The sequence below is a fragment of the Oceanicoccus sagamiensis genome (assembly GCF_002117105.1).
GTDB lineage: Bacteria > Pseudomonadota > Gammaproteobacteria > Pseudomonadales > Dasaniaceae > Oceanicoccus > Oceanicoccus sagamiensis.
In genome coordinates this window covers 4119628-4137049 of sequence record NZ_CP019343.1, presented here as the reverse complement: position 1 = coordinate 4137049, position 17422 = coordinate 4119628, and the positions used below count along the sequence as shown (strand labels likewise).

Below are 17422 nucleotides of genomic sequence, written 5' to 3'. Positions count from 1 at the left end.
TAGCAGTGTGTCTCTAGGTTTTTTTGCTACCCAATAAATATAACATCTCCAACGCCAGTGTGGCACCGGCCAGAGCCGTTATCTCTGAGCGGTCATAAGCGGGGGCAACCTCGACCACATCCATAGCAACAATATTGATATCGCTCAGTCCGCGAATAATTTGCAACGCTTTGCTGGAAGAAATACCACCGGCTACCGGTGTGCCAGTACCTGGCGCATAGGCAGGGTCTAGGCAATCGATATCAAAGCTTAAATACACCGGGCCTTCCCCAACCGTTTCCTTGATGGCGGTAATAATATCTTCTACCGATAAATTATTGGCTTGCACACCGTCTAATACGGTAAAAGGATGGGTGTCGTAATTGTATTCCGTGCGAATACCGACCTGAATCGTTTTTTCGCTGTCAATCAGCCCTTCTCTGGGAGCGTGATAAAACATTGAGCCGTGGTTAACAATATCTTCACGGGCTTCATCGTCGGTATGGGCATCAAAATGAATCAGGGCGAGTTTGCCGTAATGAGCCGAGCAAGCTCGGAGTAAGGGCAGGGTAACAAAGTGATCTCCACCAAAACTTAACAGGGTTTTATTGGCTGCAAAGATCGCGCCGGCTTGCTCCGTTACCATGGCGGTTAGATCCTGACTATTGCCGTCTTCATAAATAATATCGCCATAATCAATCACTTTAAGGCGGTCAGCCAGGGTGAAGTGCCAGGGCCAGCGGCGCTGTTCCCAGCGCAATTGAGCGGAGGCCTGACGAATAGCGTTAGGGCCAAAGCGGGTGCCGGAGCGGCCAGTCGTAGCCAGGTCATAGGGGATGCCCATCACCACGGCATCGATATCATCCGCTAAGGTTTTGCTTAAAGGAAAATCCATAAACGAAAAAATATTGCCATAAGTATTAGGATAATCGTCGCCGCTTTGAGTGCTCATACAATGTTACCTTGTGGTTAAATTAAAAGCCGGTATTGCCGCTGGGTAGTGGCGGGTAGTCGCCGACCGTTGCTCCGTTGTTATCAATCTCGGCAATGGCTGCTTCCATAATATCCAGACCTTCTAATAGGTTGGCCTCTGCCATATTCAGTGCCGGGTACATTCTTACTGTGGGCTCCGAATCGCAAATAGCCCAAACTCCGTGGTTAAGCATATGGTTTCTGACCGAGCGGGCGATATAAAAATCTTCCTCTTGGGCTTTTTCAGCTTTAAAGGAAACCCCTAACAATAAGCCCAGGCTGCGCACTTCTCCGACAATACCATATTGGCTTTGCCAGTTTGCCATACGTTGTTGCGCGATGGTGCCCAGCTTCTCAGCATGGTCGATAATATTGTCACGCTGATAAATTTCCAGTGTTTTTAGTGCTGCGGCGCAGCCTGCGGGTGTGCCTGCAAAGGTGCTGCCAGCGGTAGCTCTGGGATTATCCCCGAGAATCTCATCACGGGCGGCCACGCCAGCACAGGGCTCTATGCCTCCGGACAGGTTTTTGCCTGCGACCAGAATATCCGGTGTGACATCGTAGTGCTGGATGCCCCACATTTTACCGGTGCGACCGACGCCGGTTAATACTTCATCAGCAATCATTAGCCAGTCATGATTGTTGCAGATACGGCGAATGCCCTGGATAAAATCTTTACTGGGAATCCAGTTGCCGCCCTCGGCTAATCCGGGCTCAATAATCACCGCTGCAATATTATCGGCGGGGGTTATAAAGTCAGTGATATGGTTTTCCAGATACCACAGGCAGTATTCGACATATTGTTCTTGTGTCATTCCAGCCGGAATATTTTCCGAGTAAGGGTAGGGGGCTTTAATTACGCCGCCAGCCCAGCCTTCCATAAATTTATTATTATCACTGTTATAGGCGCTGACCATTTTTGTACCCAGCCCTTCACCATGAAAACAGGAAGTAAAGCTAATAATATAGCGCCGTTGCTTATGGCAGAGTGCCAGATGAATAGCCGACTCAGCCGCTTCAGTGCCGGACACTTCATAGGAGAAGCGTGACAATGAACTGTCGGGCATAATGCCGACCAGTTTTTCTGCCAGCTCTGCACGCAGCGGGTGCTCCCAGTGATAGCCATAGCGTTGGTGAGCCTGATGCACCGCTTCAATAATTTCCGGATGACAATTACCCAGTGGGTTGGTGGCCCAGCCATTTTGAAAATCAATAAAGCGATTGCCATCACTGTCCCAGATAAAATCCCCGGCGGCGCGGTCGACAATAATTTGTGCCGGGGGCAGATAGCCTTTGGCGGCTGATTGCGCCGCCGCTTTGGTGTAGCGGGAACCATGTCGCAATGTACTTAAGCCGCGTTCAAAAATGGCTTTGCTTTTGGGGCCTGGTAGTGAGTAAGACATAATCCGCCTATTGAGTGGTTTTTTGCTGTTTAAACATAATAATTCCCGCGATAATGACGCCGATAGCCACAGCGCTGATAATGAGCGTGGCCAATGCATTAATATCCGGAGTAACTCCCAGTTTTACTTTTGAAAATATCACCATGGGCAAGGTGCTGGCACCGGCGCCAGAGGTGAAGCTGGCGATCACCAAATCATCCAGAGATAATGTAAAGGCAAGCAGCCAGCCTGATAGCATCGCTGGAGCAATTAAGGGCAGCGTAATATCCCATGTCACTTGAAAGGGGCGCCCTCCCAAATCCATCGCGGCTTCTTCTAATGATTTATCCATACTGCTTAATCGCGATTGCACAATCACGGCGACATAGGCCATGGAAAAAGTTATGTGGGCAATGGTGATGGTGGTGGCCCCCCGGCTAACCGGCCAGCCGATAAATTCTTGCAGGCTAACAAACAACAACAATAAGGATAGGCCGGTAATCACTTCCGGCATAACCAGTGGTGCTGCTATCAAACCGGTAAAAATCAAGCGGCCGGGGTAGCGCCCCATTCGGGTTAGTGCCAGACCTGTTAGTGTACCAAGAAGGGTGGCAAAGGTGGCGCTAATAGCCGCGACTTCAAAGCTAAGTAGGGCGGCATCCAGTATCTGTTCGTTTTCAAACAGGGCGCTGTACCAGCGGGTAGAAAAGCCCCCCAAACGGTAGCCAGGCGGGAATCATTGAAGGAAAAAGCGATCAGTACCAGTATCGGAACATATAAAAAAGCAAAACCAAAGCACAGTACGGAGAATAAAAAGGTTGAGCGTTTTCTGCCGTTCATTGCATTTCCTCCTGTTGGCTGCGCTGGAACAGTACAATAGGAATCACAATAATTAATAATAAAACCGTGGCCACGGCGGAGGCGAGCGGCCAATCGCGGTTAACAAAAAATTCATCGTAAAGCGTGCGGCCAATCATCAGCGAATCAATGCCCCCCAGTAATGCCGGAATAACATATTCGCCAAGGGCTGGAATAAATACCAATAGCGAGCCCGCAATAATACCCGGCATAGACAGGGGTAGTGTGATATCGACAAATACTTGCCAGGGTTTGGCACCGAGGTCGGCGGCGGCATCGTGTAAATTCAGATCAAGTTTTTCCAGCGTGGCGTATAGCGGCAAAATCATAAAGGGAATATAGGTGTAGACAATACCCACATAAACCGCGGCATCGCTATAGAGCATTTCCAGAGGGGTTTCGATCAGTTCCAGGCTGAGTAGCAGATTATTGATTAAGCCATTTTTACCCAGCATTCCCATCCAGGCGTAAACCCTGAGTAAAAACGAGGTCCAGAAAGGCAGAATAATCAGCATTAATAAAATATTGCGCATGACCGGTGTAGAACGGGCAATACCATAGGCCATTGGGTAGCCCAGGAGTAAGCAGAGCAGTGTTGAGATCAGGGCTACTTTAATGGATTTTAAATAGCTGACCCAATATAGATTATCTTCAGTGAGAAAACGGTAATTATCGAGTGTGGCTAATAGCCAGCCTTTGCTGTTATCCGTGGTATTAAAAAAATCGGTAAAGGGAGGTTGCGCCACGACCGGGTCGGCAAAGCTGATTTTAAAAACAATCGCAAAGGGTACTAAAAAGAAAATAATTAGCCACCAGTACGGCAGCATAATAACAGCGAGCCGCCAAAGCTTATCACCTAAGCGGGAGCTGCTAAGTTTACTGGGTGAGTTGCTCATTCGGCGAGTACCACGCTGCAACTGGAGTCCCAGGATAAATACACTTCGTCATCCCACTCCAGGACGAGTTCTGCTGAACGCTGATAATTTTGCGCGCTAACTTGAATGACTCGCCCTGATTGACTGCGCACCCGGTAGATAGAACGGTTGCCATAATAGGCCAGGTCTTCAACAATACCTTTGGTGATAGTAAGGCTTTCACCTTCCGGGGCTTGTTGGCTGATACTGATTTTTTCCGGCCTGACACCAATCGCAATACGGTCATTAGGGCAGAGTGTTAGCTGATTTCTAGCATTGACCAGGGTGCCGGTCTTATCGAGTTCGGCGGTTAATAGCAACTCGCTGGCACTGTTCGGAATGGTTTTATTACTAATGACCGTAGCATCAAAAATATTGATAGTGCCAAAAAAGTCGGCCACAAAACGATTGCTGGGGTATTCATAAACCTGCGAGGGTGTACCGATTTGTACAAAGTTGCCCTTGTCCATCACCGCTATCCGGGATGCCAGCGTCATCGCTTCTTCCTGATCATGGGTGACCACAATAAAGGTAGTGCCCAATTTATATTGCAGGTTCATCAGCTCAAATTGGGTTTGCTCTCGCAGTTTTTTATCCAGTGCCGCCAGCGGTTCGTCTAATAATAAAACTTTGGGGCGTTTGATCAGGGCTCTGGCCAGGGCCACCCGCTGGCGTTGACCGCCGGATAGCTGGTCGGGTTTGCGTTTGGCATAGTCAGTCAGTTGCACCAGCTCTAACATCTCTGTGACGCGGCGTTGAATCTCTGCTTTGTCGACTTTGTCTTTCTTAAGGCCATAGGCAATGTTTTTCTCAACCGTCATATGCGGGAATACCGCATAGGATTGAAACATCATATTAATGGGGCGTTCATAAGCGGGGAGGTCAGTCATATCAACGCCGTCGATAATAATGCGGCCATCACTGGGTTTTTCAAAACCTGCCAACATACGCAGCAAGGTCGATTTGCCACAGCCAGAGCCGCCCAGAATGGTGAACAGTTCTCCCTGATAAATATCCAGACTGATATTGTCGACGGCAGTAAAATCATCAAACTGTTTACTGAGCGACTGTATCTGAATAAATGGCTTGGCATTGGGGTCAAGCCAGGGTGTTTCGCTATAGTCTTTTTCTTGTTGTGGATCGCTGGCACTCATAGTTACAGATATCTCGGTGTTATAAGCCGGTTTTTACTTTGGTCCAGGTTCTGGAGCGGCGGCGCTCCAGTTTGGGCGGCAGTATTTGTGTGGGGTGCATTCTTTTCATCACTTCTTTATCTGGGTATATAGCCGGGTCACTGGTAATCGAAGGATCGACTAAAGGTGTGGCGCTTTTGTTGGCATTGGCATAGCCCACATAATTACTGGACCTGGCAATAATCTCCGGTCGTAGTAGGAAGTCGATAAATAGATAGGCGTTATCCAGATGGGGTGCATCCGCCGGAATATACATATTGTCATACCAGTCAGTAATACCTTCTTTGGGCATGATATAGGCGAGTTTGACATCCAGCCCAGCCTCGGCGGCGCGGGTAGAGGCGACGGAGTAATCACCCGACCAGCTCATCGCAATACAGACTTCTTCACTGGGTAAATCCAATAACATTTTGGTGGAGCTAAAATATTTAATATAGGGGCGAATAGCTTTTAGTAGCTCTTCGGCTTCTTTTAAATGAGTGGGTTCAACGGAGTTGGGTGGGTAACCCAGATACAGCATGGCAGAGGGAATAACTGTAGTGGGGTCATCCAGTAGCGAGATACCGCAGTCCGCAAATTTCGATACCACCTCGGGGTCAAACAACAGTTGATAGCTATCCAGTGGAGCGTCCGGCATACGTTGCTTAATCAGGTCCACATTATAAGTAAAGCCCGTGGTGCCCCACATATAAGGGACGCCGACCATTTTGCCGGGAAAGTGGTCCTGAATAGCGTCGACAATCAAAGGATCAATATGGTGCCAGTTAGTTAAGCGGCTATAGTCGATGGCATGGTATACGCCAATCGGTTTTAGTCTGGCGGAAAAAGAGGCGGAGTGAACCACGACATCGTAGCCAGATCGGCCAGTCATTAATTTGGTATCAACAATCTCGCTGGAGTCGTAAATATCGTAATTAACCTTGATGCCGTATTCCTGTTCAAAGATTTTCAGAACTTCAGGGTCGATGTAGTCAGACCAATTATAAATATTAACCACCGCGGCATCATCACTATAGGCTTGGCTGCTGCACAGTAAGCTACAGATAATCAGCCAGCGAGTAAGAAGGATTGTTAGTAGGTTTTGGCTCATGGTTTAAATATGTCTGGGGAAAAAGCTGGATAAATAATTGTAGGCAATCATTTTCGCCTTTTCACGGCTGAGCAGGGCAGGGGTTAGCAGCAGGTCTAACCAGAGTCCATCACAGAGTGCGGTATAACCGGTAGAGACCAGATCAACATCAACATCCTGATAGCCCTGTTCGTTAATCGCCTGTTGATAGAGTTCAGTAATAGCAGTCTCGGTTTCGATATCAGAGTGTGAGCAAATGGACTGATAGGTGGGGCGGGACCGGCTTTCACCCCAGAAGGCAAACCAAACGGCCAGTTTATTTTTTTGGCAAATCCTGGCACTAAAATCAAACTCGACCAGTTCTTTAATTTTTGCTGCCGTATCACCATGGCCGGCCATAATGCGGGCCTGCCCCTGATTATATTCGTCAGTGACATAGCGCAGGGTTTCAATCAGTAATTTTTCTTTACTTTGAAAATGCAGGTTGACAATACCCAGACTTAAACCCGCTTCACCGGTAACATCAGCCATCGTAGTGCCAGACAAGCCTTTATTGGCAATGCATTTAATAGTGGCCTTAATCAGCTGCTCGCGGCGATCCTCCTTTGACATGGCTCGCCGCTTGGTAGCGGGTTTGGCAGTTTTACTGGTGCTGCTATCTGCGTCTTGCATATATGTTTGTGGCTCCGTCTACCCGATTGAGTGGTGCTGCAAATGTTAGCTATAGTGACCATAATATAGATGGTTTTTGATAGCAATAAATGAATGATTGTTCATTCAAAAGCTAGACAGTTAACAGGCTATCGTGTCATGCTGTGCATTGGATAATAAACGAATCTTGGGGTTTTTATAATCCCTGTTTTTGTTGATTTCTACTTTAAGTATTGTCTTTATCTTATTGATATATATTGTTTTTGTCTTCCTTTTTGTGGAGAGTTTCTAAGTGAAAAAGTATGATGCCATCGTGATTGGAGCTGGCCATAACGGTTTGACCAATGCGGCGTATTTAGCCAAAGCCGGCCTCGACGTGCTGGTACTTGAGCGCAATGCCTATATTGGCGGGGCAACCGTTAGCCGGGAGCTGCATCAGGATTGGACCTATTCCAATTGCTCCTATGTCTGTAGCTTGCTGCGCCCTGAAATTACCCGTGATCTGGAACTGCCACGCCATGGCCTGCAAGTGGTGCCCTATGGTGGTGGTGTGACCTTTACCCAAAATGGCGACTACTACGGCAACTACTTTGATCACGAGCGTCAATACCGTGAGATGGCTCGCCACTCAGTTCGAGATGCCAACGCCTATGAGCGCTATGGCGCCGATGTGATGAAGCAGACCCGCCTGATCCGGCCTTTTTTAATGCGAACCCCTCCAGACCCCACCTCGCTAAAACCCAGAGATTTAAAAGAGCTCTCGGTACTGGCCAAATCTTTTATGGAAATGGGCGAAGAAGGGCTGGCAGATACCTTAAAATTTTGGACTAAAAGTGTCGGCGACTATCTGGATGAATACTTTGAAACCGATGTGATTAAGGCTCACTTGGGCGGCACCGGTATTATCGGTACGGCGTTGGGCGTCTATTCACCGGGCACGGCCTATGTTTTATTGCATCACTATATGGGGGATGTAGATGGCACAGTCGGTGCCTGGGGTTTTGCCCGCGGCGGTATGGGGGCGGTAGCCGATGCACTGGCCAGCTCCTTTAAATCCTTTGGCGGTGACATTATCTGTGATGCCAATGTTGACCAAATTATGGTGAAAAATGGTCAGGCCTACGGAGTCGCGCTAAAAGATGGCACTGAATATTATGCCGATAGAGTGATTTCAAACCTCGACCCAAAACGTACCTATCTGGATATTATGGCGGCCTCGGATTTACCACCGGAGGTCGTTAAAAAAGCCGAAAACTTTAAAATTCGTGGCTCGTCGGGCAAATTAAATATCGCTCTGGATGGTCTGCCCACTTTTAATGGTATCGATAAAAATAGCCCGCTGATGGTAGGGGATATGCATTTTACGGATTCCCTTGAACGGATGGAGCGTGCCTATGATGACTGGAAAGAGGGCACCTGGTCCAAAGACCCCTATGTCGATATTTTAATCCCCTCGCAAACCGATCCCACCATGGCCCCTCCCGGCAAACATATGATGACGGTGTTTGTGCAGTATGCGCCGCCAAAAATTAATGGTCAGGACTGGACCGATGCAGACCGCGATAACTTTGGTAAAACTGTGATCGACCAAATTGCCAATTACAGCCCGGACTTTAAAGATTTGATTTTGCATTGCGAAGTACGAACCCCAAGGGAAATTGAAAACGAAGTGGGTTTAACCGAAGGCAATATCTTTCAGGGTGAACTGACCTTTGACCAATTGCTATTTAACCGACCTTTCCCTGGCTATGCGCAATATCGCGGGCCGGTTAAGGGCATGTATATGTGTGGCTCTGGTACCCACCCCGGTGGTGGTGTGATGGCTGCCCCCGGCGCCAATGCCGCCCGTGAAATACTGATGGATATGCAGCGACCGAGTACTGTTCCAGGAGGTTATGCCGATGACTGATCAACAATGGGATGCCGTAATTATTGGTGGCGGCCACAATGGCTTGGTCTGCGCTACCTATCTAGCCAAGGCGGGCAACAAAGTGCTGGTGTTAGAGGCCAATGATGTCATTGGCGGAGCCTCCGCGACCCGGCCCTTTGCAGAGGGTTTTTCGGTATCGGCTTGTGCTCACTGGTTAACCCAACTCAACCCCCAGGTTAGCGATGATCTGAGGCTCGAAAGGCACGGCCTGGAATTAGCCGCCAGAGACCTGAATACCATAGCTCTGGACCCGGCAGGCAATCATATTACGATTACGGGGCCCGATATAGAGGGTGCCGATCTTTCCGAGCAGGACAAAGTTGCCTATCACCGCTTCCATCAACAAACGCTAAAATTTGCCAAATTACTGGCCACAGCCTTTAAACGTCGTGCACCCAAATTGGTTGAAAATAACCTGACTGACCGATTAACGTTGGTGCAGTTAGGGTTGGGCATGAAAATGCTGGGCAAGGCCGATATGAGTGATTTGCTACGTATTGCGTTAATCAACATGTACGATGTGATGGAAGAAAACTTTGATAATGAGTTGTTAAAAGCCGCCTTATCACTGGACGGTGTATTGGGTTCCCATATGGGGCCACGCTCACCCAATACTGTCTTTGGTTATTTATATCGTCGGGTGGGTGATATCTATGGCTTTAATGGCCCTGCCGTGGTTAAAGGCGGTATGGGAGGCGTTGGCAAGGCTTTGGCTAACGCAGCAACAGCGGCTGGTGTTGAAATTCGTACCGGCGCCAGAGTCGACACCATTAATCTCGATGCCAGTCGTGCCAGCGGTGTGACGCTAAGCTCAGGTGAAGTGATTCAGGCGGCGCGAGTGGTTTCCAATGCTGACCCTAAAACCACCTTTAACGAGTTGGTGGGCAGAACCAATATTGAAACCGGAACGGTGCGCCGTGTACATAATATTCGTATGCAGGGCAATGCCGCCAAGCTGCATTTGGCGCTGGATGGTTTGCCGGAGTTTAGCGGTGTTTCTGCCGGCGATAGTGGCCATCGCTTAGTGATTGCACCCACCATGAATTATATTGAGAAGGCGTTTAATCACGCAAAATACGGTGAGTTTTCCGAGGCGCCAGCCATTGATATCAGTATACCCACAGTACATGACTCAAGCCTGGCACCGGCGGGAAAACATGTGTTGTCAGTGATTGTGCAGTTTGCCCCCTATGATTTAAAACAGGGATGGAACGCAGAGACTAAACAGCAATTTGAGCAGTTAGTGATTGATCGTATTGCCGAATATGCGCCGCAGCTGAAAGAGTTAATTATCGCCAGCGAGCTACTAACTCCGCAGGATCTTGCCAGCGAATTTAATATGAGCGGTGGTCATTGGCATCACGGTGAAATCAGCCTGGACCAAATTATGATGATGCGGCCTTTCCCCGGTGCAACGCAATATGCCACTGATATCGAAGGCCTGTTTTTATGTGGCGCGGGTGCCCACCCCGGTGGTGGTGTGATGGGGCTGGCAGGGCGCAATGCTGCCAAAGAAATGATTAAGCGAGGTAAGCCAGCATGAGTGAACAACGTAGTCTGGTTGCGCATAATGAAACCATGATGCTAACCACACCCTTTCACTCCAGGGTGGTGGCGGCCAACGAATTAAATGCCTGGGATAGTTGGAAGGGGTATACCACTCCAACGGCCTATACCGATGTGGAGCTGGAATATTTTGCTATTCGCAGCACTGCGGGTGTATTTGATCTTACCCCAATGACCAAATACCGCATTACCGGTCCGGATGCTGAGGCATTTTTAAATCGCCTGGTGACGCGTGATATGCGCAAGATTAAAGTAGGGCGGGTGGCCTATACCATTTGGTGCAATGATGAAGGCCAGGTGATGGATGACGGCACCATTTTCCGTTTGGCAGATAATGATTATCGATTGTGCTCCTATACCCGAGCGATGGATTGGCTGTGCTGGTCGGCAATGGGTTTTGATGTGTCTATTGTTGATGAAACCCATGAAGTTGCCGCTTTAGCCGTGCAGGGGCCAACTTCCTGTGCGACCTTGCGGGCCATGGGCTTAGACGGTCTGGAAAACCTCAAACCCTTTGGTCTGACCCATTTTGAGTTTAATGGGGTTGACTTGATGGTTAGCCGAACCGGTTTTACCGGTGACCTGGGTTATGAATTATGGATTTGTCCGGAACAGGCCGAGGCGCTGTGGGATGCTTTATTCGCCGCTGGCAAAGACTATATGTTAAAACCCTTTGGCACCCATGCACTGGATTTGGCTAGAATAGAAACCGGCTTTATCCAGGCCGGTGTTGATTTTATCCCCGCTGAAGATGCGGTACGCAACGGTCGTTCTCGCTCACCTTTTGAATTGGGGTTGGATTGGTTGGTCGATTTAAGCAAGCCTGTTTTTAATGGGCGTAAAGCCTTGCTAAGAGAAAAGCAAAACGGCTCACGGTATAAATTTGTATTGCTGGATGTTGATGGTAATAAGCCTGCGGAAAATTCCTTTATTCTTCATAATGGTAAACAGGTAGGCACTGTCACTTCAGCAGCCTGGTGCCCAACGGCAAAATCCAATATAGCGTTTGCTCAGGTGGAAGCACAGTATGGTCAGAGTGGCCAGCTATTAACCGCTGAGATTTATTACCAGCGGGAGCTGCATTGGACTAAAGTATTGGCACCGTGCAAAGTGATAGATAGCCCGGTGTTTAACCCAGAACGCAGGCGTCAGACGCCTGCCCCTAATTATTAGGACATCATAATGAATTATGGCGATGCAGCTACCCTCGATGAGCTAAATGCGTTTTTGGCCTTATATCCAGATACGGAAATGATGGAAGTGCTCTCGCCGGATATTAACGGTATTTTACGGGGCAAGCGCATTCCTCGGGAAGAATTTGAAACCTTCTTCACCAAAGGCTTAAAAAGTCCTGCGTCATCTAACCTGATGAATAGCCATGGCGATGTACCGGATGAGTTGGGTTATGGTATGGGCGATGGTGACCCGGATAAAATTATCTATCCGATTGCTGGCACTCTGGCCCCGGTACCTTGGTTAAGGTCAAGGCCGGCACAAGTGATTGCCGGTCTGCGCGAGCTGAACGGTGATATTTGTTATTTTGATCCGCGGAATATTCTGCAGCGGGCATTAGAGCCCTTAACCGCCATGGGTCTTAAACCTGTGGTGGCCACCGAAACCGAGTTCTATTTAATCGAAACAGGTGATGACGGTTTACCGCAGCCACTACTGCCTGCAGTGCCGGGTAGCGCTTTACGTCAGCAAGGTATTCAGTACGGCATGATGGAAGATTTATGGGATCAGGATGAGTTTTTAAGTGCGGTAAAAGACGCTGCTAAAGCCCAAAACCTGCCCATGACTACCGTGTTGTCAGAATTTTCCCCGGGGCAGTTAGAGATCAACCTTCATCATAATGATGATGTACTGGCGGCTTGTGATCAGGGCGTTATGTTTAAGCGCCTGATTAAAGGCTGTGCCCGTGCCCAGGGTGTCGGAGCCAGCTTTATGGCCAAACCCTTTGCGGATATTGCCGGCTGCGGTTTGCATATTCATATCAGCTTATATGACCAGCAGGGCAATAATATTTTTGCGGATACTGCGTCGCAGCAAGTGCCGCCGGTGTCAGAAAAAATGCGCCATGCTGTGGGTGGCCTGGCAGAAATCATGGCAGATGCTATGGCGATTTATTCCCCCAATGCTAATTCCTATCGTCGTTTACGGCCCGGCAACTTTGCGCCGCTAAGCCCTATCTGGGGCTATAACCATCGCGCTATGTCATTGCGGATACCGGTCTCGGGTGCCAAGGATATGCGTATTGAGCACCGTGTAGCTGGTGCCGATGCCAACCCCTATTTAGTGATGGCCAGCTTGCTGGCGGGTATTCATCATGGTTTAACCCAGCAGTGTGATCCGGGTGCGATGGTGGAAGAAGGGACAATGATGACTGAAGAGGCGATTACGCTGCCTGTCCGTTGGGATGCGGCGCTGCAAGCCTTTAAGCACAGCCAGTTGCTGCCTAAGTATTTGGGTGAGCAGTATCACGGTATTTATAGTCTGGTTAAACAGGCTGAGTGTGACGACTATCATGCACAAGTTAATCCGCTGGATTATCAATATTATTTACGGGCCGTCTGATTGCTGAGCAAAGGTTAGGTTAAGCTTATGAAATTTATAGCCACTCAAGTCGATGATAGCGTCGAAAAAATGCAGTCGATGGCGAAGCAGCAGCAACAACAGCCTGGCTTTGCTATTGACCCGTATTTTTATCGCTCCCATGTGACCTATCAAACTGAACTAAAAAAGATAATCTATAAAAGCTGGTTATATGCCGGGCATATTAGTCAGGTAAAAGAGCAGGGCGATTATTTTCTATTTGATTTGGGTGAGGACTCGATCATTATTTCTCGCGCTGAGAGCGGTGAGATTCACGGTTCCTTAAATATTTGTCGTCACCGCGGTGCCAGGGTGGCGGAAGAGGCATCCGGTCATCGCAAGACCTTTGTCTGCCCTTATCATGGCTGGGTTTATAATACGGATGGTAGCTTAAAAGCTGCCCGTCATATGGAAATGAAAGAAGGCTTTGATCCCGATTGTTATGGGCTCAAGCAAGTACAAGTCTGTGTGTTTGAGGGGCTGATATTTATTAATTGCGATGTCAATGCCGCCTCTTATAAGCCCATCCTCGCCAATATTCAAACGCAGCTGGGCGCCTACGATTTACCGAATGCAAAAATTGCCCATCGCCATACCTATCAGGTTGATGCCAACTGGAAGCTGGTGCTAGAAAATTATTTGGAGTGTTATCACTGTGCCACCTCTCACCGCAGCTATGCCAAAATGCATACCCTGCGTGAGCTGGAAGCCACGGTAGAGCCGATCAATACAGCGATGCTGGCACGGGCCGCAGAAGTGACCGGTGTGCCTGGTATTGAGGGCGAATATTGGTCGATCTACAAAGGCGCGGAAGAGTTTGGCGCCTGCCTCTATACCAGCCGTTATGCCTTATATGACGGTTACTTAACCGGTAGCGAAACCGGGCAAGCGGTTGCGCCTTTAATGGGAAACATTAAAGGCTATGATGGCGGCGCCGGAGATTTCCAGCTTGGCCCGCTAACGTTTATGCTGAACTATCCAGACCACTGTGTGCTCTACCGTTTTATTCCCCGCGGTATTACCCAAACGGATATGGAAGTGGTGTGGTTTGTCAATGGCGACGCCGAAGAGGGCAAGGACTATAACAAGGAAGAGGTCAGTTGGTTATGGCACCATACCAGCCTCGAAGATGAATATATTATCCTGCGTAATAATGAAGGGGTTAACTCCCACTTTTTTGAGCCGGGTCCCTATCACCCTGAATTTGAAGCCATCTGTATTGAGTTTGTGGATTGGTATCTGGATGCCCTGCAACCATGAGTACAGAAACGGATAAACATCGCGGCTTGTTTAATCAGCACTTACTGCACCCTTGGGGTGACCTCCCGGCGCTGGGGGACGATGACTCGACCTCAGTGATCGTCAAAGGTGAGGGTGCGTATATTTATGATGCCGATGGTAATAAATTACTCGATGGCCCTGCAGGGATGTGGTGTATGCAAACCGGCTATGGTCGTCGGGAAATTGCCGATGCGGTGGCAGAGCAAATTATGACGTTGGGCTATGCCACTTCTTTTACTGTTATTAACAATAAAGAAACCGAACTGGCCCAGCGTATTGCTGCCAAAACCCCGGTGATTTAAACCGTATCTTTTTTACTACCGGTGGTTCTACCGCGGTCGATTCGGCGCTGCGTTTATGCCAGTTGGCGAACAATATAAAAGGCCAGCCACAGCGCAAACATATCCTGTCTCGCGATCATGCTTATCATGGCAGCACTTTTTTATCCGCTTCGGTAACCGGTAAAGAACGTGATAAAACGGCGATGGATACCCTGCAAGATACCGTGCACTTTTTAAGTGTGCCCTGTGCTTTTTACCATGATGACACTTTAACTGAAGAGCAATTCTGTGACCAGTTAGTGCAGGAGTTGGAGGATAAAATTCTCGAACTGGGCCCTGAGAATGTGATGTGTTTTATTGCTGAGCCTGTGATGGGGTCCGGTGGTGTGATTGTGCCGCCTGCCAACTATAACCGCCGTTGCTGGGAGCTGGTTAAGCGCTACGATATTATTTATATCGCCGATGAAGTGGTTACCGCCTTTGGTCGCCTCGGTCATTGGTTTGCCTCCGAAGAAGTGTTTGGTATTACGCCGGATATTATTACCTTTGCCAAAGGTATTACCTCAGGCTATGTACCGATGGGCGGTTATGCGGTTTCAGAACAGCTGATGGCGACCATCACCGGTGATAATGCCAAGGGCAATATTTATTCAAATGGTTATACCTGGTCGGGTAACCCGGTGTCCTGCGCAGCAGCGCTAGCTAGCTGGGATATTATAGAAAACGAAAAGCTGCTCGATCATGTCCATGATGTTGGCCCTTATTTTCAACAGCAGCTGCGTACCCTGATGGATATCCCATTGGTGGGGGATGTAAGGGGTGCCGGGCTGATGGCGGCGGTAGAAATGACCTTAAAAGGGCACCGTGGCAGCGAAGATGACTTGTTAGAGAAGGACTATGCCATCGGCGCCATGGTGGATGAGTATTGCCATCAGTTTGGTTTATTGGTGAGACCGTTTATTAATGTCTGTATTATTTCGCCCCCTCTGATTATCAGCAAAACTCAGGTGGATGACCTGGTTGCAGCTATGCGTAAGGGGCTGGAATTAACGCTTGAGGACCTCCGTAAAGAGGGTGTTTGGGTAGACTAAAGCCATATTCGTGGTGTTAGAGCCTCGGTGTCGCCAGATGAATATTCGTGTCGGGGCAGTGTATAGGGGCTGGCCTGAAACTCTTGATCAAAGCCTTTGCCACCCTTATCCCTGTGTTAGCCGTCCGCAAACGCTATTTTAGACCCGGTTCCTCAGGAACTGTAGAGTCGGTCACATCACTAAGATACTTTTCGCATACACTTTGAGAAATAGGCAGCAGGGTCTATTCTTCAACTAATTGATGCGGCTCAGCCGAGAGCCAGGCTGAGTAAAAGGTTTACAGATGAATCAGGGTATCAGCAGTGATGCAGTAGTCTTTCTTGAGGACAATGGCACGATTGTCGTCAAGGAAATGCTGTACCCGGAATTTGAAGCTATTCTCGACCATGTGGTGGGTATTGAAGAGTTTAAGAGCAGCACCAGTAAAGCCGCGTTTCTAAGAATCAATAGCCAGCTACAGATTACCGCTGCCGTCTTTTTCACCCTCGACTTTGATGCCAGTGGCTATGTCGATAAATCCTGGAATATTCCTTTACAACACCTGGTCGATACCGCGGGCCCGGGCCTGATTTAGGGGCAGGCCCCATCAAACTGGCCTGCCGCAGTCAGTGTTCTGTGTCCTGGCATCAGCGCGCCTTATGGGACCCCAATCTGGACTCTGGTGATTTAAATAGCCTGACTCTATTAGCTAAGTCAATTCGCCGTAATCGCCTCGGATTGGCGGTGGTGGATACTGCTGTTGAGCCGCCTATTCTCGGTGGCACTGATTCCTCTGCCAAAGAGACGGAAGCGGGCAAGGCCGAACTGGAAGCCCGCTTAAAAAAGAAATACCAACAGGAATTGAAAGCCCGCAGTGGGGCTTTAATTGAAGAGCATAAATTACGTATTGCGGCACTCAAATCTGAAACTCAGGACCATATAGATAAGCTGCAACAGCAGTTTCTCGAAGAGCGTTCATTACTCAGTGAAACCCTGGAGTCCACCAAGCAGTTATTTTCTGAAGAAAAGCATAGAAACTTACAGCTAAAGAAAACACTCGCTTCTCAAACCCACACCATGAGCGAGGCGCGGGAACGGGTGCAGGAGGAGTTGGAGCAGGCCAAAGAGGTCGAGCAAGAGCAGCTGTTGTTGCTGGAAGAGCGGTTTGAACTGGAATATAAAGCCAAGCTCGATGAGGCGAAAACCGAGCTAAAAGAAATGTTGGATATGCGCGAGGTAGAATTATTTTATCGGGACGAACAGGTCAAACGCCTTAACGAAGAGGTAGCGCAGTTACGGCAGGAAAAACAGCAGTTAATCGACGGCAGTGGTGATCGAGTACTACAGCGTCTGGCGGAGAATGGGGTGAGCTTTGTTGCCTATCATCCGGGGGTTGATCATCTAACCATCCCGTTACGAGAAATGAGCGAGTATCTGGAGTCCCCGGTCAATTATGTGGCGGCCAAAGCTTCAGTGGATAAAGCACTTTATCAGCGCTGGGTGGCTCATTATGAGTTACCGGTATGTAATCATGTCTTGGAAAATAATCAGCTTTGCGCCAGGTCGGTACCAAAAGTTGAGCGCCCTGGCCGGTTTATTGTTGGTGAAAGTGATCGCTGTATTGAGCACAATAGAGCCTCCAATGCGCTGTCAGAACTGATCAAAGTCCGAGAGCCGAGCTGAT

The 17422-nt window shown here is 48.8% G+C and carries 14 protein-coding genes and 1 pseudogene; 8 read left to right on the top strand and 7 right to left on the bottom strand.

Annotated elements, in window-relative coordinates; translation table 11 throughout:
* Nucleotides 1-13: 13 nt before the first annotated feature.
* The 7 genes from speB to BST96_RS18745 form a co-directional block, all read right to left on the bottom strand.
* On the bottom strand, nucleotides 14-931 hold the full coding sequence (speB, locus tag BST96_RS18775; protein ID WP_085760161.1) for an agmatinase: 918 nt from the start codon (nucleotides 929-931) through the stop codon (nucleotides 14-16).
* A gap of 22 nt (nucleotides 932-953) precedes the next feature.
* Entirely contained in the window at nucleotides 954-2354 is a 1401-nt protein-coding gene (locus BST96_RS18770) for an aspartate aminotransferase family protein (protein WP_085760160.1), read from the bottom strand.
* Nucleotides 2355-2361: 7 nt separating this feature from the next.
* Nucleotides 2362-3051: an ABC transporter permease subunit gene (locus BST96_RS18765; RefSeq protein WP_240554846.1), complete on the bottom strand. Its 690-nt coding sequence runs from the start codon at nucleotides 3049-3051 to the stop codon at nucleotides 2362-2364.
* 118 nt (nucleotides 3052-3169) lie between these two features.
* The gene (locus tag BST96_RS18760; RefSeq protein WP_085760159.1) at nucleotides 3170-4087 is read right to left on the bottom strand and encodes an ABC transporter permease subunit; all 918 of its coding nucleotides are present in this window, start codon (nucleotides 4085-4087) and stop codon (nucleotides 3170-3172) included.
* Entirely contained in the window at nucleotides 4084-5259 is a 1176-nt protein-coding gene (locus BST96_RS18755; RefSeq protein WP_085760158.1) for an ABC transporter ATP-binding protein, read from the bottom strand. Before BST96_RS18755 ends, BST96_RS18760 begins: the two co-directional genes overlap by 4 nt.
* A 19-nt stretch (nucleotides 5260-5278) precedes the next feature.
* Nucleotides 5279-6388, bottom strand: a complete 1110-nt coding sequence (locus BST96_RS18750; protein ID WP_085760157.1) for a polyamine ABC transporter substrate-binding protein — start codon at nucleotides 6386-6388, stop codon at nucleotides 5279-5281.
* 3 nt (nucleotides 6389-6391) lie between these two features.
* The gene (locus BST96_RS18745) at nucleotides 6392-7039 is read right to left on the bottom strand and encodes a TetR family transcriptional regulator C-terminal domain-containing protein (RefSeq protein ID WP_085760156.1); all 648 of its coding nucleotides are present in this window, start codon (nucleotides 7037-7039) and stop codon (nucleotides 6392-6394) included.
* A gap of 271 nt (nucleotides 7040-7310) precedes the next feature.
* Between BST96_RS18745 and BST96_RS18740 the strand changes: the two genes are divergently transcribed.
* The 8 genes and pseudogenes from BST96_RS18740 (at nucleotide 7311) to BST96_RS18705 (ending at nucleotide 17421) form a co-directional block, all read left to right on the top strand.
* Entirely contained in the window at nucleotides 7311-8927 is a 1617-nt protein-coding gene (locus tag BST96_RS18740; protein ID WP_085760155.1) for a phytoene desaturase family protein, read from the top strand.
* Nucleotides 8920-10491, top strand: a complete 1572-nt coding sequence (locus BST96_RS18735; RefSeq protein ID WP_085760154.1) for a phytoene desaturase family protein — start codon at nucleotides 8920-8922, stop codon at nucleotides 10489-10491. Before BST96_RS18740 ends, BST96_RS18735 begins: the two co-directional genes overlap by 8 nt.
* Nucleotides 10488-11687 (top strand): aminomethyl transferase family protein, encoded by a 1200-nt coding sequence (locus BST96_RS18730; RefSeq protein WP_085760153.1) that lies wholly within the window; start codon nucleotides 10488-10490, stop codon nucleotides 11685-11687. The genes BST96_RS18735 and BST96_RS18730 overlap by 4 nt, the downstream gene beginning before the upstream one ends.
* A gap of 9 nt (nucleotides 11688-11696) precedes the next feature.
* The gene (locus tag BST96_RS18725) at nucleotides 11697-13088 is read left to right on the top strand and encodes a glutamine synthetase family protein (RefSeq protein ID WP_085760152.1); all 1392 of its coding nucleotides are present in this window, start codon (nucleotides 11697-11699) and stop codon (nucleotides 13086-13088) included.
* Between the two features lie 27 nt (nucleotides 13089-13115).
* The gene (locus BST96_RS18720) at nucleotides 13116-14366 is read left to right on the top strand and encodes an aromatic ring-hydroxylating oxygenase subunit alpha (RefSeq protein WP_085760151.1); all 1251 of its coding nucleotides are present in this window, start codon (nucleotides 13116-13118) and stop codon (nucleotides 14364-14366) included.
* Nucleotides 14363-15759, top strand: a pseudogene (locus tag BST96_RS18715) (aminotransferase). The gene BST96_RS18720 and the pseudogene BST96_RS18715 overlap by 4 nt, the downstream one beginning before the upstream one ends.
* Before the next feature lie 283 nt (nucleotides 15760-16042).
* Entirely contained in the window at nucleotides 16043-16333 is a 291-nt protein-coding gene (locus BST96_RS18710; RefSeq protein ID WP_085760150.1) for a hypothetical protein, read from the top strand.
* Between the two features lie 41 nt (nucleotides 16334-16374).
* Complete coding sequence (locus BST96_RS18705; protein ID WP_085760149.1) at nucleotides 16375-17421, top strand: hypothetical protein; 1047 nt, start codon at nucleotides 16375-16377, stop codon at nucleotides 17419-17421.
* The last annotated feature ends 1 nt before the right edge of the window (nucleotide 17422 follow it).